Consider the following 21,270-nt stretch of genomic DNA (forward strand, 5'->3'; position numbering starts at 1 on the left):
GATAAATCTCTATACTGATCATGTACGTCATCCAGAGCGGACGCTCGCAACGACGGACATTGATTTTTAATGTATTGAACATGTTTACTCATAATCTTGCTCTGATAAACACACCAAACAAAATTTAATCGTGAACAAGTGATGTAATTGTATTCACAAGATCATATTCGTATATTATTATGAGCAGCTGTACTATCAATTACCTTTTACGGGATATCAAGTCGTATGTTTGTTAGCCGTTTACAGGAACTTATTGATGCTTTGTCGTCTGAAACACGTATTCTGAATCTTTTTGATACCATTGCGATCGAACAGCTAACACAAAAATATGCGTTGCTGCCAGCGGATAGAGAATTATCTGCAACTGATTTACTTGAACTTAAAGCTCTTTTTGCCGCCCGTTGGAAAGCTGTTTTTGATACAGATAATGATTATACCTTTAGTGCCGGGAATGGAAATCGAGCATGGTTGTCGCTGGCTAAAGAATTGAGCAAGGAGTTAAAAACGTGCCTGTTGCGCATTCTCATTCCTGTACTGACCAACAATATTGATCCTGATAATTTAGTAAATATCGGTTTTATTAAAGATCCCTGTGATATTTATCTTGATCAGGACGGCCAGACCTGGCATTTAGTCCATGCTTTATTTGATCGGCTGCAGGAAAATCCCGGGCATTTGCTGGTGCAAAGCACCATTGACAAACGCAGTGTACGCACCCTCAGTCTGGTAGAGCTATCCCGGTTACAACGTAAGTCGCCCGGAAGGGAAGCCTGTTTTGATGGGCATACATCGTTTTGGAGCTATCTGTTAAGCACCGCAAAACGCTCGTGGTCTCATTCCGGCCACCTTGAGCCACAATTGCTTACTGCATTATCCACTATGATTGATGCTTGCCATATCAGAGCAGGGAATCCTGAATTTAACATAACAAAGGAATCCTCGTGGTGTGACCTGAACACACATTTGAAGCGTTATCGACTGACGGACCTTAGGCATTTTTATGGTACAAACCTGTCCCACAAAGGGCAAATAGTTTGCCTGATAGATTTATTAACTAAACAACCAACTGCTGATAGTAACTCTCAGGAAAACCTGCATAGTATCTGGCGTTATGTTATTCGCCGTATGGCACGTTCCTGGCAGGAACAGGGAAGTCTGCGCGTTACTCTGCTGCGCGATTTATTGACTCTGTTTGATCGGTGCTATGATGCTGGCGAAGCTGGTCACCTGGCTGCCCTGAGCGATTTTTTCATTAAACTTCGCAATCATGACAGAGACGATGTAAATCATTTTTACAGTATTCAGATAGATTTCGGTGGTCAAAAACACTATCTGCTTGATATTTTGCTGGATGGCTTTTCTGAAAGAGAACCGTTTCTTGAAAAAATTCCTCCGATTGTGTATTGGATACATAGCTGCAATCCCTCGCTGGTTGCAAAGTCCCCTCAGCTTGACAACGTGTATCTGGCTTTGCAGTCAGGACCTCATTTTAGTTTATCTGCCCTGCAGCAGCGGCTTGATATGCTGACGGTATCGCCATCCAGCGGTCTTGCTCAAATGCTTTATGATGTGCGGCGCGAGGCCGCGGGATTGCATGGAATAACACCGGTTTTATTGAACCATATACAAAGCTTATATGCGGAACGCTGGAGCCTGATAATGGATCAGGCCGAAGACTATACCCGTTTGTGGGATGGCGTGAATACAGCCTGGATCGTTTTGGCACAGAGTCTCGCAGGAGCTGGTTTGATTTCAAAAAACTATTACAGTTTTTTAATCCCAAGCCTGACCCAGACCCACGATCTCGTAGCAAGCGAATCCTACATCTCCCGCCCTTTGACCGACTATATATTGTCAGAAAACAAAGACAGGCTGATTAGCCTGAACACCTCAGTACAATATTTTAAATCGAATGGATTGTTTTTTAACTGCAGTGAGTTTCAACCGCGAAGGCTGACTTTGCGTGAGCATTGGCGAATGCAGTTTGCAAAAGCTGAGTATCAGGAAATATACAAACGCTGCGAGTTAACGCCGGCCAATCATGGACTCAGCCGGATGACGGTACTGGTGTTAAAGGAGTTAGTGCAGAGCAGTATTTTTGCTGATGGCCTCCGGCTTGGGAATGTCAGCGTTGAGATGTTACAGTCAGCTTACGCTGCTTATCAACAGCTTTTGGACTACATGCATCAATTGCCTGAAGTAGAAAGAAACGACTGGTATAATTATCGAATATGCCTTGAAAGTCAGGAACGTACTTTTTTGTCTGTATTGAAATCCATCGTGTACGAGCAGGCCTGCATTGCATCCTTCGGAAAGTTTTTTATAAAACTGTGTCTTGATTATGACTTTAAAACCAGATTCACCTTTTCTCCCCGGATCGAGGAGCTTGCCGGAGTCGAGTCTAAGCGACTCAGCTCTGCCCAAAATCATTACCGGGCTCCTACTGATTCGTCAGATTCAGAGGCCGGGCGCAGGCTGTTGATCCTCATGGTTTCTTTGTTAACCCATAAGTTCAGCATATTTGGCAGTGGTTATGATATTGAGTTTGAAACATTTTCAAATAAAGTAACCCATAGTGGTTCGAGAATTTTTGCCATACTTGCACACGAGATCAGAGATGGAGAATGGCGCGATGCCAATACCATTTATTTTAACATTCTGGATAACATTGTTGTTGCTGCCCTGAATAATGGTTCAAAAACGCGTACTTCCGATACCCTGAGCTGGTTGAAATCAATTGCCAACGGTCAGCTCTTTTCGAGGGTGCATGCCCATTGCTTTGAGCCAGCGCTTATCCTCACCGCGTTGAGCGGTATGCTTAAAATAAAGGCCACTTCCTCTGAATCAAGCAGAGAGTTTGATCTGAATGGAGAAATAGCGACATTGTCGGACAAAATCCTTCATCAGCTGCGCAACAAGAGCAACAGGTTGGTCCAGTGGGTGAACGTGAATGCTCATTTTGCCCTGTTTCTGCGCAGGATGAGCAAGCCCTTGCGTCTACATATTTTAAATCAGCTGCGAAATGTCACCGAGCCGGTTTCAATGGCATCTACCCTGGACGCGATAACAACCTTGTCAGAGCACTGTCCTCCGGACAGGAGCCCGCAGTTTTTTAAAGCGTCCAGCAGCGACTACAGTCTGCGCCAGCGGGCTCTTGACAAACAGGCTTTTCTCGAAAGTTGCGGTTCCGTCGGTGAATTACTGACCTTATTACACCCAGATAAACCTGGCGAGTGTGTTGGCTCCAGCAGTACATCAACTTACCACTGACTTTCACTGAACATCATGGAACTTGTCGAGGCTGCGCTTTGGCTGACTCGTTCCTGCGTGACCAGATTTTTCATAAACTCGCGAACACCTGGTGTCATTATATCCAGTCGCCAGGCAGACCTGAGTTTTGCTGCGGCCTGTTGTTGAAGGGAACGCAGGCAGGCAGCCGGGTTTTTAAACCCCTCTCTTTCGCAGGCAAGCAGGATGTTGGCCAGCGGGCATACCTGACCAGGCAGCATAAAACGCTCTCCATCAATCATAACCTCTCTGCGCGTTGTAAAAAATGAGTACGGGCCCAAATGCCAGGGACCTTTAAGTTTTTCTTTTATTTGCAGCAGGGAGTTTATGGAGCTTTGACGCTTCTGTTCCAGCAGCTCCCGGTCAATTAATTTATTAAAGAAGGCGTTACAGGCCTCAGAGTCTTTGACCCAGGTCTGCAGATCCCGTGCGCATTGCGGCAAGGCTGTCTCATCGACCTGATCGATAAGAATGTTGTTATAAATTTTGTTAGCTATGTTTTGTGGCAGTTTACTGCTGTACTCCTCTCCCAGAGAGCGTGCCTTGTCGTGAATTATAGTGAAGAGGCTGCTCACTTCTTTATCAGGCTGGTAGCTGTCTATAAATGCGATATCGGTAATTTGATGCCCATCCAGACGAATGACCAGTTGTTTCAGCAACTCACCCAGGGTGTCTGAGCTGCCATATCGAATAAATTCGGCGCCTTTTGTTTTGAAACAGATGTCCGTCAGCCGACTGACGAGAGCAACAAATGGATATTGGTGACGTTCGTTAACAAGCTCGATGGCAAGAGTCTGTCTTGCGTCTTTGCTCACCCTATCCAGTTCGTGGTAAAGGTCATCATTAATCGTCTCGAAAAGATAGAGTCCTTTGTTATCAGATAACAGCATTTCCTGGATAGATGGCATGATGGTGCTCCTGGTTTTAAGGTTAGGATTGGTTTACAAAGCACTGTCACAGATTTTTATCAGACTGTCGTAGCGTCGCTTCGACAGCTTATTACTCCGGGTTGCCTGAATAATGGCACAGCCTGGGCTGTCTCGATGATTGCAGTTGCGGAATTTGCATTCAAAGCTCATATCCCTGAACTCACGAAAGCCATAGATAATATCAGCAACGGGCATACGCCATAATCCAAACTCCCTGACACCGGGTGAATCAATGATCGAGCCTCCGGTCGGCAAGTGGTAGAGACGTGAGTTGCTGGTAGTGTGGCAGCCAAGACTGGACTGACTGGAAATTTCGCCAACCTGAATTTTCGTTTCATGCGGCAGGATGCCGGCTATCAGGGACGATTTTCCAACGCCGGACTGTCCAACAAAGACACTGGTTTGATTATTAAGTGCCTTGTGCAGCTCATCGTAGCCAGAAAAATCATTCTGGCAGGTAAACAGAACGGGGTAGCCCAGAGGTTCGTAGCTGTCCTGCAGTTCCTGTTTCAGACTGTTGCAGGGCAGGTCGGTTTTGTTCAGGACGATACTGGCCTGTAAGCCAAGGTTTTCAGCCATGACAAGGTAGCTGTCCAGCAAAGACCAGGTGAGTTCAGGTTTGGCCGCGACCACGATCATTAACTGACTGATATTGGCTGCTACGGGTTTAATGCCGTGGCGCTTGTCGGGTCGTCCAAGTACGGATTGACGGGGATAGCAGCTGACCACCACGCCCTGTCTGTCGCCGACGGATTGCCAGATGACCCTGTCACCGGCCACCAGAGAATCGATAGTCGGACGTATAGAGCAGATTATTCGCTTGCCAAGGCTGTTTTCAACTTCGGCATGACGGCTGAAACGGGTAATAACGAGGCCATTTTCATTGCGCTCACTATTCAGTTCTGCTGTTTGCTGATAATCTGACTGCTTTTTCTGTATGCGAGTCGTCTGCTGTTTATTTAATTGTCTTTTTGCCATACGTGTTTAACGGTCTTTGGTTAAATTTATTACCAATTGATAGTATGAAGGTAAACCGCCATGAATGACAGTGCTTTTCTCCAGACAGTGCCTGCAGGCCGGATTATCCGGTGAATAATGTACTTTAACAACAGCGATGAGTATAATAAAAGAACATTTTATATCATTTCGCATGGCTGATACAGGTAAACAATGAAAGCGTATCTGGTAGGTGGGGCGGTCCGGGATAAATTATTGGGATACCCCGTTAAGGAACAAGACTGGGTCGTGGTGGGCGCCACCGTCGATCAGATGCTCCGGCAGGGCTATCAGCAGGTAGGCCGTGATTTTCCCGTATTTCTGCATCCGAAAACCCGAGACGAGTATGCTCTGGCCCGCACGGAGCGTAAAACCGCTCCTGGCTATTATGGTTTTGAACTGGATGCGAGTCAGCATGTCAGTCTCGAAGAGGATTTGCAGCGCCGTGATCTTACCATCAACGCTATTGCCATGGACGAGAACGGTACGATTATTGATCCCTGCCATGGTGTCCGCGATATTGAATTAAAATACCTGCGTCATGTGTCCGATGCCTTTGTTGAAGATCCCGTGCGCGTGCTGCGCGTGGCGCGATTTGCGGCACGCTACCATCACCTGGGATTCAGGCTGGCGCCGGAAACGCGCCTGCTTATGTATCGCATGGTCAGGAATGGCGAACTGGCGCATCTGGTGGCTGAACGGGTCTGGCAGGAGTGGCAGCGCAGCCTGGAGGAAAAAAATCCGGAGCTGTTTATCAGTACGCTGCGATCCTGTGGTGCGCTTGCTGTGATTCTGCCCGAACTTGATCGTTTGTTCGGCGTGCCTAATCCACCCAGACACCATCCGGAAATAGACAGTGGCGTTCATACCCTGATGGTGTTGCAGGCCGCGGTTGCCTTGTCTGACGACCCGCTGGTGCGGTTTGCTGCTCTGGTTCACGATCTCGGTAAGGCGCAGACCCCCATGAGTGGCTGGCCAAGTCATCATGGCCATGAGGAGCTGGGTGTCCAGCCGATTGAGGCCCTGTGTCAGCGTCTGCGGATTCCAGTCGAGTATCGCAGTCTGGGCGTCATGGTGTCGCGTTTGCATTTGAATGTGCACCGACTGCATGAGCTGCGTCCGGATACGGTCGTTAAACTGCTGGAAAAGGCGGACGCATTCCGGCGGCCACATTTATTTGATAAACTGCTGACAGCCTGCCAGGCGGATTCGCAAGGGCGTGGTTTCCAGGTAGAGTATCAACAGGCCGATGCCTGGCGTGAGATTCTGGCGGCCTGTCAGGCCGTTGCTGTCGCTGAGCTGATTGAACAGGGTTTTCAAGGGGTTGCTATCAAACACGAGTTGCACAGGCGACGTGTTGCCAGCATCCAAAACATTTTAACTTCCCGGAAACAACATGAAAAATAATAACAATCTGATTTGGATTGATTTGGAAATGACAGGCCTCGAACCGGAAACGGACCGAATTATTGAGATAGCCACAATCGTGACAGACGCTCAGCTTAATATTCTGGGGGAAGGGCCGGTGTTTGCGGTGCATCAATCGGCCGAACGTATCGCTGCCATGGACGAATGGAACACCCGGCAGCATAATCAGTCCGGACTGGTCAAACGCGTTGCAGAGTCAGGCGTCACTGAAGCTATGGCTGAGCAAAAAACGATAGAGTTTCTGCAGCAGTTTGTGGACAAAGGCATGTCGCCGATGTGTGGAAACAGCATCTGTCAGGACAGGCGTTTTTTATATAAATACATGCCGCAGCTGGCTGCGTTTTTTCATTACCGCAATCTTGATGTCAGTACCTTGAAAGAACTGGTCAAACGCTGGAAGCCCAGGCTGTTAAACGGCGTGGTCAAAGAGTCAAAACATCTGGCTCTGGATGATATCAGGGACTCGATTGCGGAACTGGTTTATTATCGACAACATTTTATTAATCTGGAGACGTTGGGTCATGGTTAATCGTGAAGTATTGGTTTTGCCGGACGGGGCAGACAAGTTATTACTGCATTCCTGTTGTGCGCCCTGTTCGGGCGAAGTAATGGAAGCCCTGCTGTTTTCGAAAATTGATTTTTCCATTTTCTTCTACAATCCCAATATTCATCCTGTTCAGGAATACGAGATTCGCAAACAGGAAAATGTCATGTTTGCCGAGAAACACGGCATTCCGTTCATTGACGCGGATTATGATAAAGACAACTGGTTTGAGCGTGTAAAAGGCATGGAATGGGAGCCTGAGCGCGGCAAGCGCTGCAGTACCTGTTTTGATATGCGATTTGAACGCACGGCCCTGTATGCCTACGAGCATGGCTTTCCGCTTATCAGCAGTTCACTGGGCATATCCCGCTGGAAGGACATGAACCAGATCAATGAATCCGGACTGCGTGCGGCTGCCCGTTATCCGGGTATGCAGTACTGGACATATAACTGGCGTAAAGACGGTGGTTCCGCCAGAATGTATGAAATTGCCAAACGGGAAAACTTTTATCAGCAGGAATACTGCGGCTGTGTGTATTCCCTGCGCGATACCAATGCCTGGCGCAAAAAAAACGAGCGTGAGCGTATTAAAATCGGTGTCAGTTATTATGGGACAGAGCAGGAATAATTTTAACAAGGAGTAATCCATGGGCGGACATCATCATACTCACGGGGGGCACTCACACGGCCACCACCACGGACCAGACGCACAGCCAGCCTTTAACCGCGCTTTTTTTATCGCTATTACGGCAAACGGCCTGTTTGTTCTCTGCCAGATTTTCTTTTCCATCACGTCTCACTCCACCAGTCTGCTGGCCGATGCGGTGCACAATCTGGGCGATGTGCTGGGGTTGATCATGGCCTGGGTGGCGAATGGTCTGTTGAAAAAGTCGCCCACCGAAAAATCCACCTATGGTTTGAAAAAATCATCCATTTTATCTGCTCTGGCCAACGGTCTGATGCTGGTGTTTTCCTGTGGCATCATTGCTACGGATGCGATGTATAAGCTGTTCACTCCCTCCGAAATTCAGGCCGTACCGGTCATGATCGTGGCTGCCATTGGTATTGTGATCAACGGCACAACGGCCATGCTGTTTTTGGGAGGGCGGGATGACTTAAACATTCGCTCAGCCTATCTGCACCTGCTCTACGATGCGCTGATATCGGTAGGTGTGGTCGTTGCTGCGGCTGTTTTGTACTGGACTGGCTGGCTGTGGATTGACCCTATCGTAGGTTTGCTGATTGCCGCCATTATTCTCAAGGGCACCTGGACTCTGTTCACCGACAGCCTGCGTCTGATTCTCGATGCAGTACCCCGTGATATATCCTGGGCTGCCGTGCGGGATATGCTGCTCGCTGAGGACGGTGTGGAGCAAATCCACGATCTGCATATCTGGGCGCTCAGCACCCAGGAAAACGCCTTGTCGGTGCATCTTTTGATGCCGGCAAAAGAGCTGACCGACGAAGCACGTCATCGTCTGGTGATTGCCCTGAAAGAAAAACATAAAATCCAGCATGCCACCATTCAGGTTGAAAAAGATCTGGCCTTTTGTGATGACGCCTGTTCGGCCATTATTTAAGTACAGCGTAGGTTGGGCCTTGGCCCAACAAAAAATATCGTAAAATCTACAATATGGGGGCATTATCTCCACACAGCTCCAGACCCTGCCGGTACGCCTGGCAGGCCTTGTCCTCTTCGCCAAACTGTTCGTAGAGTTTCCCAAGTGAAGCATAGGCTTCTGGACTGGCCTGCAGGCTGATGCTCTTTTCGAGGTAGCTTTTGGCTTTTCCCCACAAACGATTGGCCATGCTGATTCGACCAAGCGCCAGATACAGGATGGCTGAGTCGGCTTGTTTTTTCAGCAGGGATTCTACGAAAAATAATTGTTTTTCACCGCCGTTGATCTGGCTATACAGATTAACCAGCTTGTCATCATATCGGGTGCGTAGACAACGGGCGAGGATGGATTCGGCCAGTTCAGGCTGATTGTTCTGGATGAGAAACGTGGCATAGCAGATCATCAGATCGGTATCCTGACGCAGTGATCGCGGCAGTTGGTTGACCATATCCGTCAAGGCCTCGGCCTGGGATTGTCTGGCCAGATCGGTCATGGCCTGTAAATACGTGTGCTGGCGCAGGCTGTCAAAATCGGCTTTACTGATCACACTGTATTTCTTCAGTTCAGGTAAAAGGTTGAGCAGCTGAGGCCAGTCCCGCACTTCCTGATATAGATGCATCAGCAGTTTCAGCACGTAAGGGTGATGCGGCGCCATGTCCTGTAAATGCCTGAGCGTTGCCAGGGCCTGCTCCCACTGTTGATTGGCCAGCTGCAGTTGCGCCTGAGTCAGCTCGACGGCGATTTTGGCATCGGGCATGGATTGCTGAGCCTCGCGCAGGTAGTCATCACGCAGTTGATTTTCCCCCATTTCCTGGGCTGCCCGGGCTGCTGTTAAATAGTTCAACAGGGGCATGTCTGTGTCGGGCAGTGCTTTCAGTAAGTGGTTTTTAGCCGAGGCCCAATAGCCCTCACTGAATTCTATCAGGCCGCGTCGCGTGGTAGCCTGAGCACGCTGAGTGCGTCTGGCTGAGCGCCAGTTGTGGTAGTTGCCTGGCAGTTTTGTGGTCTGGCGCAGCAGCGTCAGTAAGCCATGCAGGAGCAGAAAGCCAATCATTAGCGCAGCAACAGCAACCAGCACGGTTGTTTCAATGGTCCAGTGATGAATAACAATCACAATATAGCCGGGATCCTTGCTGAACCAGACACCCAACCCAACCGAAACCAGCAGGAGGAGAAAAATAAAGAGGACACGCATCATGGTGTTTTATCTCCATTGGCGCCTGAATCGATAATTTGATTAAGCTGCTGTAAGGAATCTGATATCACGGGTTTTTCAGCATTCAGTTTTTGCTGCTGCAAAGCCTGTAGATTTTTAATTAATGCCTGAGCAGAGTTAGCGCTTAAATCAAAGTTTCGTTTTATCTGTGTCAGCGCCCGCTGCAGGGATAGTTGATAGACTTGTGAATTGTTTTGCAAAACTGCCCATTGCGCTTCCTGCAGATTCATGCGAATGCTTTCGCGCAGAATATTCTGGAGCATGGGGGAGAGCATGGGTTTTATGTCTTCGTCGTGATGATGAATCACCACCAGCTTTTCCAGCACGCTGATGTTGTCGCGCAGTTTTGTGCGCCAGGCGGATGGTGATGCACTGGCCTCGGGTGTCGTGCTCTGTGACGCGGGACTGACGAGTGCAGATTGGACGGTCAGTTTTGATACCAGATCCTGTGCCGCATCCAGCTGGCTTAAGAGGCCGGCGACATCAACAACCGGCATCGCCTGCAAACGGGAAATGTCTGTGGCGATGGTTTGCCGTACCGGAAAGACACGCTGGTCTGGAATTTCTCCCAGCAGGGTATCGGCCTGCTGTAGCAGGGCTATGCTGGCTTTGCTGTCATCACTCCAGTGAAGATTGACCTGTGCGAGCTCCAGATAATGCCGTGCTTTCAATAACAGCCAGTCCTGTTTTTGATACAATCGCTGTTGCAGTGCACTGTGCAGGTTATTACTCAGGCTTTTGATGCGGTTTTGCAGCTGTTGTTCTGTCTGTGTCCAGTTTTGAGCAGCGGCCTGAATTTGGGCGCTGATGTCATTCTGCTGAGCTTTTAACAACGCGATGTTGCTGGCGTAACTGGCATTTTGCTGATACATGGACCAGGTGAGATAGAAACTGTTGCCAGCCAGAACCAGCGCCAGTATGGCCACCAGTGGGGCCAGCATTTTTTTTTGCCGCGGTCGTTGATTTGCTGGCGAAGCTTCGGCTTTTTTTCCCGTTTTCGCTGCGTTGCTGTTATCCATGGTCACGTCCTTTATTGAATTGATGCAGCGTTTCCACGATGTGCTCCATTTTGGAAACGACAATCGTTTTCATACCCATTTTTTTCGCGGCATCGGCCAGGCGGTTGCTGATAACCAGGCAGGGGATGTCCTGTAAATGGCTCACATGGCAGTGCCCAACCATTGTAAAAAGATTGCACAATGCGTCCTGACTTGTAATAAGTATAATATCCACCGAGTCATCCTGCCACCATCCAGGTTTCTGTTTTGAAAGCGCTTCTGGCAGCCTGCGTCGATAAACACAGACCTCCAGTACCTGCGCTCCCCGTTCCCGCAGGGTGTCGGCAATGAGAGGGCGTCCGCCTTCGCCTTTGAACAGCAGGATGCGTTGCTGACCTATGTTTTGCAACGACGGCAGCATCAGCAGATGTTCACTGTCAGCCTGCGTGGGCAGGGCATCGACCTGAATGCCGTGTTGTTGCAGGCTCAGGGCCGTACCCTGACCGATGGCAATCACCTTGATGGTGGCGGGCCACTGAATTTTCTGCTGTTTAAGGCAGGCAAGGCTGTGGTTGACAGCGTTGCTGCTGATAAAAACAGCCTGGTCGACTTCGGCCAGATTAGGGAGTGTGCTTAGCCAGCGGTCATCGAGCGCCTCAATCTGGAGTGTCGGAAAATGGATGACCCGGCCCTGTGCCTGGATAATTTGCTGGCTCAAGGCATCGGCCTGATGATCCGGGCGTGTATTCAGCACGCAGAGTCCGTTTAGGTTCATGCTGCTCATGAGGCATGTAACAACTGTTCAGCCCCATTGGCCAGCAGCCTGTTGGCGCAGGTATCGGCCAGGGAAAAGGCTTCGCTGGGATGACCCTGCTGCTGATCTTCAATCAGGGTTTTTCCATCAAGACTAAGAACTTTTGCACGCAGGAGCAGGGTTTCTGCGGCACTTTCCTGACAATAGACGGCCAGGGGAACGTGGCAGTTACCGCCCAGGCGGGCATTCACCCGACGTTCCACCTTGACGCAGGTGGCTGTAAGTGAATGATTCAAGGGGGCCAGGAGCTCCTGCATGCGCAGGTCGTCCTCCCGGCATTCAATGCCCAGTGCACCCTGTCCGCAGGCCGGCAGCATAATGCGGTCGTCGAGCACATCGTTCATGACATCGTCCATGCCCATGCGCATCAGACCGGCCGCGGCGAGTATGATGGCGTCGTAGTCTCCCTGCTCGAGTCTGGCCAGGCGCGTATTGATATTGCCGCGCAGGGTCTTAATGCTCAAATCCGGTCGCCAGGCCAGTAACTGAGACTGACGGCGCAGACTGCTGGTACCGATGACACTGTTGACCGGCAGTTCTCTGATGTGAGCGTAACGCTGGCTGACGAAGGCATCCAGAGGATTATCCCGTTCGCAAATGGCCGTGATGATGAGTCCGGCCGGCAGGTCGGCAGGTACGTCTTTCATGGAGTGAACGGCAAAATCGGCTCGTTTGTCCAGCAGAGCTTCCTCGAGTTCCTTGACAAACAGGCCTTTGCCTCCGAGGCTTTGAAGTTTGTCTTTGATGAACTGGTCGCCGGACGTCAACATAGGCAGCAGTTCAATGTTCAGCTCGGGCCACTGCTGTCTCAGCAGGTCAGCAACGTGTCGGGCCTGCCAGAGCGCGAGGGGGCTTTTGCGGGTTGCAATACGAAGTACGGATCGGGTCATGGCCTGTATCTGATTTGGAAAAAGATGACGCTATCATATCATCGAGCTGGCGCCTGCGAAACGATTCGAGGCGTGCTGGCCTCCAGATTTTTCAGCCATAATGCCCTGTTCTTATCGCCCATGTCGGCTTTTTTGGTGGCGTAATGCAAAATGTAAAAGCCATCCTTATTACGAGTTATCTTTTGCAGTTCATCCTGAATCAGGTTGTCAGGTGAGGTGATGCGAAACTCAAAGATAACCTGGTCGGGTGAGTCAGTCAGTACAGTAATAACGGGATTCAGGCCGCTATCCTTTAATTTCTGCAGCATCGAACCGGTAAAGTCTTTCAGGCTGACCCGGGCTTCTGGATCCGGTACGAACTGACTGGTCACCAGTTCCTGCCAGTTGTCGATATTATCGCCTGCCGGCACGTATTCTACAGTCGTAATCATCGGTGTTTTTTTTCCCCATACCGCCTGCCAGGGGCGCTGATCAAACTGAATATTCTGTGTTTCATAGGCACGTATTGCCGGGTCAACGGGTGGCTCCTGGCCTGCCCTGGTTGAGCACCAGGCCTCGTTGTTGATATTGTACCAGCTGACGCAGTCGGGATTGTTGGCCACGTTTACCCTGACGAGGTCTGCCATGTTGACAGCGGCCTGCGTATTGAGCGCCAAAAACAGCACAGAAAAAAGGATCCCTGCCTTGCCGATCTGTTTCATATGATTCACCGTGGAGATGTTGATAGACTCAGTGTAGACACAGATTCAGCATCTGATCAAAGCGGGCGTAAAATAATTTGTTCTGATTCTTGACAATAGTACAAATACACTACTACAATTAAATTGTGCAGTGCAACATAACTTGGAGAGCGTCATGAATCAAGAGTATTTTGAAAAATGGTCTGACCTGGCTAAAAAAGCTCAGGAGCATTTTCAGGCTATCGCAAAATTGAACGTAGAAACCCTGCAGGGTCTTGCTATCAAGCCGGAAGAGCTGGCCAATCTGAAAAAACCAGAGGAACTGTTGGAAAAACAAGTCAATCTGGCGGTAGAAAATGGTCATAAAGCATTGGGTTACATGCAAAAATCATTTGAAATTTTTGAAAAATCAATGCAGTCTCTGTTAAAAGAAGTTAAAAACAAGGCTGGCGATAAGAAATAATCTGGTCGCCATTCCGAATGCAGCAAGGGATCTCCCTTGCTGCGTCCGGGAGTTTCCTGCTATTGGACAATAAACCATGGATCCGGTTCCCAGCTCAGACAGTCAGACAGACTCAGCTTTTTATTATCTTGTTGCAGCCACCATTCTGGTGGGGGTGGCATCTGGTTTATTCGGGATGCTGCTGGCCATGCTCCTGCACGCCATTCAACACATCGCCTACGGATACAGTCTGGGGCAAGTCATCAGCGATGAGAGTTTCCTCGAAGGGGTACGGGCGTCTTCGTCTCAAAGGCGGGTTTTGATTCTGATGCTCTGCGGATTGATTGCCGGCCTGGGCTGGTGGGCTCTGTATCGCTACGGACAGGCGCTGGTCAGCATTGCCGAGTCGATCAAGACGGGTAAGCGTATGCCCTATGGTTCAACGATTATCCATGCGCTGCTGCAGATTGTGACGATTGCGCTGGGATCGCCCCTGGGTCGTGAAGTCGCTCCCAGAGAGATTGGGGCGGTGTGCGCCCGCTGGATTTCATCCGTTTTACGGCTTAATCAGGAAGAAGGGCGGATTATGCTGGCCTGTGGTGCTGGAGCCGGGCTGGCCGCAGTTTATAATGTGCCACTGGGGGGCGCTTTATTCACTCTTGAGGTGTTGCTCTGTTCCTTTAGCTGGTCGGCCGTGTTTCCGGCACTGGCTACCTCCGCAATTGCTGTTGTGGTGTCCTGGATTGGGCTTGGTAATGAACCCTTGTATCAGATACCTGACCTGAACATTGATTTTTCCCTCGTTGTGTGGGCGATGCTCTTTGGGCCGATATTCGGTTATGCGGCTTTTTGGTTTATCCGGGTTGCCAACAAGGCCCGCACTCACGCCCGGCATGACTGGCATATGCCAATCGTCTGTTTTCTGAATTTCAGTATCATTGGCTGCCTGGCCATTTATTTTCCGGCTTTGCTGGGGAATGGTAAAAGTCCGGCCCAAATTGAATTTGACGATGCAGATGGGATAGGGCTGAGCTTTATCCTTCTGGTTTTGAGAAGCCTGATTTGCTGGTCCAGCCTGCGCGCTGGAGCTCAGGGAGGATTATTAACGCCGTCCCTGGCTAACGGAGCCTTGCTGGCTGTTGTTCTGGGTGGCCTGTGGCGAGGGATGTGGCCGCATATTCCACTGGATGCCTTCGCGCTGGTCGGGGCGGTAGCCTTTCTCGCCGCGGCGCAAAAAATGCCCATTACGGCCATTGTTCTGATTTTCGAGCTGACCCGGATTAATCTGAACTTTTTAATTCCCATCCTCTTTGCTGTGAGCGGTTCGATCGCCATGGCCAGATGGTGCACGTATCGCTACGCGTAGGTTTTGTGTTTTAAAGCGTTCATACAGCACAAAGCACCACAGCAGGATAAAGGCTATCAAGGCATGGCGCGGCAAATGGGTGTAGCGGATGCTGCTGTAAATGAATGCGCAAGTGGCCATCAAAGGAATATAGCGGCGCAGAGGGCGATGGATGGCGAGCAGGATAAGACCGGTCGCGACCGCAGCCAGTACATCATCAACACTGTGATAACCCTTATAGGTCAGCGCCCAGCCAATGCCTGTTAACAGCATGAGGATTATCAGGCTGAAGCCGTATCTGGCCGCCCCGGTTCCGCCCAGGGCATGACAGGCGAGAAATCCATAAAAAACCATGGCCAGCTGCATGTGACCGCTGGGCAGGCCATAGCCGGGATGGCCCACAATCAAGGTAAGAGGAACCTTGAAGGTGACTTTTAAGGCCACGTTTATCAGAATACTGAACAAGGTCAGATAGGTCGCTTCATAAAACAGTGAGCGGTTTATCGCGACCATGCCCAGCAACATCAACGGAACAAGCAGATACAGATTATCAAAGAATAAAAAAAACTCAGCTGCCTGCCTCATGTTTTATCGGCATCTTTCGGCCGCGATTGCAGAACATAGGAACCGGGTGCGCTCATCAGCGGTTTCAGAGGCAGGTTTTCCATTTTTGGCGCGTCAATCAGTTTTTTTGATTGCTTTTTCAGCCAGCTTTCCCATTCCTTCCACCAGGAGCCTTTGTGTTCGGTGGCGTGCGCCAGCCAGTCTTCCGCTGTTTCCGTGGTTTTGCTGTTGGTGTAGTAGTTGTATTTGTTCCCCTCTGGCGGATTGACAATGCCCGCGATATGCCCGGAGCCGCCCAGCAGAAACTGTTTTTTTCCTTTGAAGAGCTCAAAACCCAGATAGGTGGTCTGCCAGGGCGCGATGTGATCTTTTTTGGTGGATACGAAAAAAGACGGGATATCAATCTGGCTGACATCCAGAGCGGTTTTGTTTAATTTTATTTTTCCGGGCTTGACCAGATCATTATGCAGGTACATCCAGCGTAGATACTGAGAATGCATTTTGGCCGGCAGGTTGGTCGAGTCTGCATTCCAGTAGAGAATATCGAATGGCACCGGGTTTTTGCCCTGCAGATAATTTTTAATGAAAAACGACCAGACCAGATCGTTGGCACGCAGTGAGTTGAAGGTACTGGCCATGGAGTTGCCGTCCAGAAAACCACTGACGCTCATTTTAGCTTCCAGCTGACTTATCTGAGCTTCATCGATAAATACAGAAATATCACCGGGATCGCTGAAATCTATGAGCGTAGCCAGTAGTGTTGCGCTGCGAATCGACGTGTCATTATTTGCCTTATTCCAGGCCAGAAGGCAGGTGAGCAGGGTACCGCCAATACAAAAGCCCAATGCATTAACCTGAGGAACATCCAGTTGTTGCTGAATAACTCTGACGGCCGTCTGCGGGCCTTCGATCATATAATCAGCCAGGCCTTTGTGCGCATGATGTTTACCAGGATTAACCCAGGAAATTACAAATACGGTATAACCCTGTGCCACTATCCAGCGGATGAATGAATTATCCTGACTCAAATCAAGAATATAATATTTGTTGATCCATGGCGGAACAATCAGCAGGGGAACCGCGTGAACTTTCTCTGTGGCGGGCAGAAACTGAATCAGCTCCATCATGTCATTGCGATATATGACATTGCCGGGGGTAATGGCGATATTTTCACCCGGCTTGAAGGCGTCCATGTCGGTCATTTTAATGATCAGTCGCGAGGAACCGGAATCTATATCCGTCAACAGATTCTGCAGGCCGCGCAGCAGATTTTTACCATGGCTCTGCAGGGTTTCGGCGAGCAGTTGAGGGTTTGTCTGTAAAAAATTGGCGGGTGACAGGGCATCAAGGTACTGACGCGCAAAAAAGCGAACGCGCTTTGAGAGACTTTTGTCACCAAAATCGACGTGCTCAAGCAGAGAGGTCAGATGCTCATTGGCTAACAGGTATTGCTGGCTTAAAAGATTGAAAAAGGGATTATTGACCCATTCGTCACTGCTGAAGCGCTTGTCTTCGATGGGTAGAGCCTTTCCCTGCAGCCAGTTGCTGAAGTGATCCTGCAGCAGGCTCATCGAATCCTGCCAATACGCCATCTGCATGTTCCAGACCTGCTCTGGATTTTTGAGCAGCCCGGTAAGCAGAGCCTGAGAATCGCTGAGCAGGTCGGTAAACTGCCTGAGCTGCTCCGGGATCTGGCCTGGCGATCGTTTAAAGTTATTGATAAATTGCAGACTTTTTTCTGCAACAGACTGCATCAAATCCCCATATTCCTTATCGTGGTGCATGGTGGGTCCTTAATTGTGGTCGTGTTGTGCTGTCATAGTAGTTTTAAACTTAGCAGCTAAACGCTGATACAGGCAAGTAATCAGGGTGAGATTCAAAGGGGCTGTCCGATTAAAACTGATATGAGGCTAATCAGGGAGCAGCACCTGAGCCTGTTCTTCTCCCCGCGGTTGTGGGGTATACTGAAGCCCTCTTTTTTTAAACAGCGTTTTCCATGCAGCTCAAACAGCTAAAACTGGCCGGATTCAAATCTTTTGTTGATCCCACTACTATCCCGTTTCCGGGGCAGCTGGTGTCGGTTGTAGGGCCGAATGGCTGCGGAAAATCCAATGTTATCGATGCCGTCCGCTGGGTGATGGGAGAGAGCTCCGCCAAAAATCTGCGCGGCGAATCGATGGCCGATGTTATCTTCAACGGCTCTTCCACCCGCAAGGCCGTTGGTCAGGCGTCCGTTGAGCTGATCTTTGATAACAGCATGGGACGACTGAGCGGACAATACGCCAGTTTTCAGGAAATTTCCGTCAAACGTGTGGTGACCCGTGATGGGGATTCCTCTTACCTTTTGAATGGCGTGCGTTGCCGCCGGCGCGATATTACCGATATTTTTCTGGGTACTGGCGCCGGCGCGCGCGGCTATTCCATCATCGGACAGGGCACCATTTCGCGCCTCATTGAGGCCCGGCCGGAAGAGCTGCGCGTTTTTCTTGAAGAGGCTGCCGGCGTATCCAAATACAAGGAACGACGCAGGGAAACACTGAACCGGATTACTCATACGCGCGATAATCTCGCACGGGTCGCAGACATCCGCGAGGAACTGAATAACCAGTTGCAAAAGCTGGAGCGCCAGGCAAAAACTGCCGAGCGTTATCAGATGCTTAAAAGCGAAGAGCGTCGCTGCAAGGCTGACATTCTCGTATTAAAATGGCAGACGAATCATGAGGAGCAAAGCCTGCTTGAACAGGCTCTGCACTTAAGCCAGGTTGAATACGAACAGTTTCAGGCCGAAGTAACCCACGCACAGCGCCAGAATGTTCACTTGCGCGAACAGCACCAGGAAGAAAATACGCACCTTCAGAATGTGCAGGAACAGTTTTATCAATTAGCCACCGAGATTGCGCTTCTGGAAGAAAACCGGCAGCAACAGCAGCGCGAAAAACTTCGTCTGCTTAACGAGCAGCAACAGATACAATCCGATTGGCAGACGCAGGACAGCCAGTACCAGCAGGATCTGCAAACGCAACAGGCCTCCGAGTCGCGTCTTGCGCAGATCCAGACAAACCTCACGCTTCTGGAAGAAGAGCTGCAGCAAAAACGACAGGTGTTTCAAGATGTTTCGCAGCAAAAAAACGTCTGGCAGGAGCAGGTTGAAGAGACGCAAAGCCGGCTTGCTGATGCATCCCGTGATGAACAGGTTGCTCAGGTTAGCCTCAACCATCTGCGCCAGGCGCGTCAGGACTGCATGCTGCGCCTGGAAAAAATTGAGGATGAAGCCCGTCAGGTAGAGGCTGCACTGGAGCAGTCCGGGCCAGATGCGCAATACGCCGCTCTGGCACTGTTGCAGGAGGAGGTGGCGCAGGAGGAGCAGGACAGTCAGTACCTGAATGAGCATGGAGAGGATCTGCGCACCCGTCTGGCAGAAATCGAAAACGATTGGAACCGCCAGCAAGACTATGTCAGGCAGCTGAGCGTTGAGCACGCCAGCCTCAACGCGTCTCTTCAGGCTGCCATGAGCGAGGGCGAAAGCAGCGCCGCAACAGATGACACCTGGTCACAGTATCCCAGACTGATCGAATTAATGACGGTGGAGCCGTCCTGGCAGACGGCCTGCGAATGGGTGCTGGGCAGCAGTCTTCGTGCCGGTGTAAGCGATTCCATGGATAATCTGTGGCCGGAGCTGGAGGCCATGAAGGGCGCGGCCCGCAATATCATCACCAGCAAATCTCTAAGGGCTGGAGGAGCGAAATATCCGCGTCTGTCTGACAAAATCCAGGGTGTCTTACCTCATGGCACGCTGTCCCTGGACAAGATATACACCGCTGGCAGCCTGCAGGAGGCTCGCGACTGGCTGCCTCAGCTCGAGGATGATGAATCCGTCATCACGGAAGATGGCTGCTGGATGGGGCCGGGCTGGCTGCGAATGCCGGGGATGGCGAATCAGGACGGACGCAGCCTCCTGGCTCGTCAACAGGATTTGATTGTTCTAGGCCAGACGCTGTCAGAGGTGGAGGCCGGGCTGGTGCTGCTGAAACAGCAGCGTGACAGCCTCAGAGAAGAGCTCGAACAGCATCGCGATAAGACGGCACAGGCGCAGCAGCGGCTGAGCCTGTGCCGGGAAAAGACGCGAGTCTGCGAAGCGGAGATTCGTGAACAGGAGCGCATCGCGCAGCAGCATATCAATGCCCGGGCACGCCTGACAGAAGAACGTGACGACCTGCTGATTCGCCTCGAAGAAATGCACATCCAGCAGCTCGAGGTAGAATCTGCTCTTCAGACGGCCACGGCCTTGCGTCAGCAGTATGAAGAGAAAAAAAACCAGATCTGGGTTGAAAAAGCTCACTGGGACGATGAGCTGATCACCGCACGCCGGCAACTCGATGAGGCGCAGCAGGCCCGGCATCAGTGTGAGCTGGCACGTGAACGTGAGCAGCTGGTGATTAACCAGTTGAGCAAGAGCCTGGTTCGCGACCAATTGCGGCTGGAGCACATGAGTGAGCGAATGGAGGACATCGCTGAACAGCTACTGGCACTGGACACGCCTGACAGCACCCTGGCCGATAATCTGCAGGACAGACTGGAGCAACATCAGGAACTGGAACAACAGCTGGCACTTTGCCGGGATAAACTGGGGGAGCTGAGCCTTGATCTTGAGCGACAGGAGGCAAAAATACGCGAGGAAGAGAAGCGGGTCAGACTGATCCAGGACCGCATACAGGAACAGCAGCTGCAAAGACAGTCCCTGCTGGTGAATGGAGAAAATCTGCTGGCTTCGCTGCATGAAATGAATGTGGAACCGGACACTGTGCTGGCGGCTCTTCCATCAGAAATCACGGCGACGATACGTGAAGAACAGCTGTCAGATCTGCAGGAAAAAATCCGTCGTCTGGGGGCGATTAATCTGGCCGCGATCGAAGAATATGAAACCGAAGGGCAGCGCAAGCGTTTCCTTGATGAGCAATACGAGGATCTGATGGAAGCCCTGCAGACACTGGAGTCAGCCATTGAAAAAATGGACAGAGAAACCACCCAGCGTCTGCAGCAGACTTTTGATGAGGTTAACGCGGCCTTTCAGGCCTTGTTTCCCCGTCTGTTTGGTGGTGGTAATGCGCGACTCGAATTAACCGGCGACAACATGCTTGATGCCGGCGTGGTGGTGATGGCTCAGCCGCCAGGTAAGCGCAACAGCACCATTCATCTGCTGTCGGGTGGAGAAAAAGCCATGACCGCTGTGGCCCTGGTTTTCGCTATTTTTCAGCTGAATCCATCTCCGTTTTGCATGCTGGACGAGGTCGATGCCCCTCTGGACGATGTGAACGTCGGACGCTTTTGCACTTTGGTGAAAGAAATGTCACAATCCGTCCAGTTTTTGTTTATCACACATAATAAAATCGCCATGGAAATGGCAGAACAACTGATAGGTGTGACCATGAAAGAGCCTGGGGTTTCACGTATTGTGGCCGTTGATGTGGAGCAGGCCTTGGCAATGACTGGCTTATCATAATATAGTATCTGAATTCC

At 50.5% G+C, this 21,270-nt stretch carries 17 protein-coding genes; 8 read left to right on the top strand and 9 right to left on the bottom strand.

Annotated features, from left to right (window positions below):
• The first annotated feature begins 225 nt into the window (after positions 1-225).
• Entirely contained in the window at positions 226-3,270 is a 3,045-nt protein-coding gene (locus tag ACQUTA_RS11040; RefSeq protein WP_444988307.1) for a hypothetical protein, read from the top strand.
• On the opposite strand, the gene ACQUTA_RS11045 is transcribed toward ACQUTA_RS11040, so the two are convergent.
• Positions 3,261-4,196 carry a hypothetical protein gene (locus ACQUTA_RS11045; RefSeq protein ID WP_444988308.1) on the bottom strand — a complete coding sequence of 312 codons (936 nt, stop codon included), beginning with the start codon at positions 4,194-4,196 and terminating at the stop codon, positions 3,261-3,263. The genes ACQUTA_RS11040 and ACQUTA_RS11045 overlap by 10 nt on opposite strands.
• A 33-nt stretch (positions 4,197-4,229) precedes the next feature.
• A complete protein-coding gene (rsgA, locus tag ACQUTA_RS11050; RefSeq protein WP_444988309.1) occupies positions 4,230-5,195 on the bottom strand; it encodes a small ribosomal subunit biogenesis GTPase RsgA in 966 nt (321 codons plus the stop codon).
• A gap of 192 nt (positions 5,196-5,387) precedes the next feature.
• Between rsgA and ACQUTA_RS11055 the strand changes: the two genes are divergently transcribed.
• Genes ACQUTA_RS11055 through ACQUTA_RS11070 form a run of 4 tightly spaced genes read left to right on the top strand, consistent with a single transcriptional unit; the run spans position 5,388 to position 8,765 of the window.
• Complete coding sequence (locus ACQUTA_RS11055) at positions 5,388-6,620, top strand: multifunctional CCA addition/repair protein (RefSeq protein ID WP_444988310.1); 1,233 nt, start codon at positions 5,388-5,390, stop codon at positions 6,618-6,620.
• Positions 6,610-7,170, top strand: a complete 561-nt coding sequence (orn, locus tag ACQUTA_RS11060) for an oligoribonuclease (RefSeq protein ID WP_444988311.1) — start codon at positions 6,610-6,612, stop codon at positions 7,168-7,170. The genes ACQUTA_RS11055 and orn overlap by 11 nt, the downstream gene beginning before the upstream one ends.
• On the top strand, positions 7,163-7,813 hold the full coding sequence (locus ACQUTA_RS11065; RefSeq protein WP_444988312.1) for an epoxyqueuosine reductase QueH: 651 nt from the start codon (positions 7,163-7,165) through the stop codon (positions 7,811-7,813). Before orn ends, ACQUTA_RS11065 begins: the two co-directional genes overlap by 8 nt.
• A gap of 19 nt (positions 7,814-7,832) precedes the next feature.
• A complete protein-coding gene (locus tag ACQUTA_RS11070; RefSeq protein WP_444988313.1) occupies positions 7,833-8,765 on the top strand; it encodes a cation diffusion facilitator family transporter in 933 nt (310 codons plus the stop codon).
• 46 nt (positions 8,766-8,811) lie between these two features.
• Here the strand turns inward: ACQUTA_RS11070 and ACQUTA_RS11075 are convergent, their stop codons facing one another.
• From ACQUTA_RS11075 to ACQUTA_RS11095, 5 genes are read right to left on the bottom strand one after another with little or no spacing between them, the layout of a single operon-like run.
• Positions 8,812-10,002, bottom strand: coding sequence for a heme biosynthesis HemY N-terminal domain-containing protein (locus ACQUTA_RS11075; RefSeq protein ID WP_444988314.1), 1,191 nt, complete (start codon positions 10,000-10,002; stop codon positions 8,812-8,814).
• Positions 9,999-11,039: a uroporphyrinogen-III C-methyltransferase gene (locus ACQUTA_RS11080; protein WP_444988315.1), complete on the bottom strand. Its 1,041-nt coding sequence runs from the start codon at positions 11,037-11,039 to the stop codon at positions 9,999-10,001. The genes ACQUTA_RS11075 and ACQUTA_RS11080 overlap by 4 nt, the downstream gene beginning before the upstream one ends.
• On the bottom strand, positions 11,032-11,793 hold the full coding sequence (locus tag ACQUTA_RS11085) for a uroporphyrinogen-III synthase (protein WP_444988316.1): 762 nt from the start codon (positions 11,791-11,793) through the stop codon (positions 11,032-11,034). The genes ACQUTA_RS11080 and ACQUTA_RS11085 overlap by 8 nt, the downstream gene beginning before the upstream one ends.
• Positions 11,794-11,798: 5 nt before the next feature.
• Positions 11,799-12,722, bottom strand: coding sequence for a hydroxymethylbilane synthase (hemC, locus tag ACQUTA_RS11090; RefSeq protein WP_444988317.1), 924 nt, complete (start codon positions 12,720-12,722; stop codon positions 11,799-11,801).
• Positions 12,723-12,760: 38 nt separating this feature from the next.
• Positions 12,761-13,423: an HI_0983 family protein gene (locus ACQUTA_RS11095; RefSeq protein WP_444988318.1), complete on the bottom strand. Its 663-nt coding sequence runs from the start codon at positions 13,421-13,423 to the stop codon at positions 12,761-12,763.
• A gap of 154 nt (positions 13,424-13,577) precedes the next feature.
• Here ACQUTA_RS11095 and ACQUTA_RS11100 point away from each other — a divergent pair, with 154 nt between their 5' ends.
• Positions 13,578-13,865 carry a phasin family protein gene (locus ACQUTA_RS11100; protein WP_444988319.1) on the top strand — a complete coding sequence of 96 codons (288 nt, stop codon included), beginning with the start codon at positions 13,578-13,580 and terminating at the stop codon, positions 13,863-13,865.
• 76 nt (positions 13,866-13,941) lie between these two features.
• The gene (locus tag ACQUTA_RS11105) at positions 13,942-15,210 is read left to right on the top strand and encodes a chloride channel protein (RefSeq protein ID WP_444988320.1); all 1,269 of its coding nucleotides are present in this window, start codon (positions 13,942-13,944) and stop codon (positions 15,208-15,210) included.
• Here the strand turns inward: ACQUTA_RS11105 and ACQUTA_RS11110 are convergent.
• Positions 15,139-15,774: a phosphatase PAP2 family protein gene (locus tag ACQUTA_RS11110; RefSeq protein WP_444988321.1), complete on the bottom strand. Its 636-nt coding sequence runs from the start codon at positions 15,772-15,774 to the stop codon at positions 15,139-15,141. The genes ACQUTA_RS11105 and ACQUTA_RS11110 overlap by 72 nt on opposite strands.
• Complete coding sequence (locus tag ACQUTA_RS11115) at positions 15,771-17,537, bottom strand: PHA/PHB synthase family protein (RefSeq protein WP_444988322.1); 1,767 nt, start codon at positions 17,535-17,537, stop codon at positions 15,771-15,773. The genes ACQUTA_RS11110 and ACQUTA_RS11115 overlap by 4 nt, the downstream gene beginning before the upstream one ends.
• A gap of 212 nt (positions 17,538-17,749) precedes the next feature.
• On the opposite strand from ACQUTA_RS11115, the gene smc reads away from it, so the two are divergent.
• A complete protein-coding gene (smc, locus tag ACQUTA_RS11120; protein ID WP_444988323.1) occupies positions 17,750-21,253 on the top strand; it encodes a chromosome segregation protein SMC in 3,504 nt (1,167 codons plus the stop codon).
• The last annotated feature ends 17 nt before the right edge of the window (positions 21,254-21,270 follow it).

Source organism: Legionella navarrensis, from assembly GCF_052527415.1.

What these genes read in the sequence shown, in the direction of transcription:
- ACQUTA_RS11065 (WP_444988312.1), top strand. Translation starts at nt 7,163, where the DNA reads ATGGTTAATCGTGAAGTATTGGTTTTGCCGGACGGGGCAGACAAGTTA.
- smc (WP_444988323.1), top strand. Translation starts at nt 17,750, where the DNA reads ATGCAGCTCAAACAGCTAAAACTGGCCGGATTCAAATCTTTTGTTGAT.
- ACQUTA_RS11080 (WP_444988315.1), bottom strand. Translation starts at nt 11,039, where the DNA reads ATGGATAACAGCAACGCAGCGAAAACGGGAAAAAAAGCCGAAGCTTCG.
- ACQUTA_RS11100 (WP_444988319.1), top strand. Translation starts at nt 13,578, where the DNA reads ATGAATCAAGAGTATTTTGAAAAATGGTCTGACCTGGCTAAAAAAGCT.
- ACQUTA_RS11085 (WP_444988316.1), bottom strand. Translation starts at nt 11,793, where the DNA reads ATGAACCTAAACGGACTCTGCGTGCTGAATACACGCCCGGATCATCAG.
- ACQUTA_RS11115 (WP_444988322.1), bottom strand. Translation starts at nt 17,537, where the DNA reads ATGCACCACGATAAGGAATATGGGGATTTGATGCAGTCTGTTGCAGAA.
- hemC (WP_444988317.1), bottom strand. Translation starts at nt 12,722, where the DNA reads ATGACCCGATCCGTACTTCGTATTGCAACCCGCAAAAGCCCCCTCGCG.
- ACQUTA_RS11055 (WP_444988310.1), top strand. Translation starts at nt 5,388, where the DNA reads ATGAAAGCGTATCTGGTAGGTGGGGCGGTCCGGGATAAATTATTGGGA.
- ACQUTA_RS11105 (WP_444988320.1), top strand. Translation starts at nt 13,942, where the DNA reads ATGGATCCGGTTCCCAGCTCAGACAGTCAGACAGACTCAGCTTTTTAT.
- ACQUTA_RS11045 (WP_444988308.1), bottom strand. Translation starts at nt 4,196, where the DNA reads ATGCCATCTATCCAGGAAATGCTGTTATCTGATAACAAAGGACTCTAT.
- orn (WP_444988311.1), top strand. Translation starts at nt 6,610, where the DNA reads ATGAAAAATAATAACAATCTGATTTGGATTGATTTGGAAATGACAGGC.
- rsgA (WP_444988309.1), bottom strand. Translation starts at nt 5,195, where the DNA reads ATGGCAAAAAGACAATTAAATAAACAGCAGACGACTCGCATACAGAAA.
- ACQUTA_RS11040 (WP_444988307.1), top strand. Translation starts at nt 226, where the DNA reads ATGTTTGTTAGCCGTTTACAGGAACTTATTGATGCTTTGTCGTCTGAA.
- ACQUTA_RS11095 (WP_444988318.1), bottom strand. Translation starts at nt 13,423, where the DNA reads ATGAAACAGATCGGCAAGGCAGGGATCCTTTTTTCTGTGCTGTTTTTG.
- ACQUTA_RS11075 (WP_444988314.1), bottom strand. Translation starts at nt 10,002, where the DNA reads ATGATGCGTGTCCTCTTTATTTTTCTCCTCCTGCTGGTTTCGGTTGGG.
- ACQUTA_RS11070 (WP_444988313.1), top strand. Translation starts at nt 7,833, where the DNA reads ATGGGCGGACATCATCATACTCACGGGGGGCACTCACACGGCCACCAC.
- ACQUTA_RS11110 (WP_444988321.1), bottom strand. Translation starts at nt 15,774, where the DNA reads ATGAGGCAGGCAGCTGAGTTTTTTTTATTCTTTGATAATCTGTATCTG.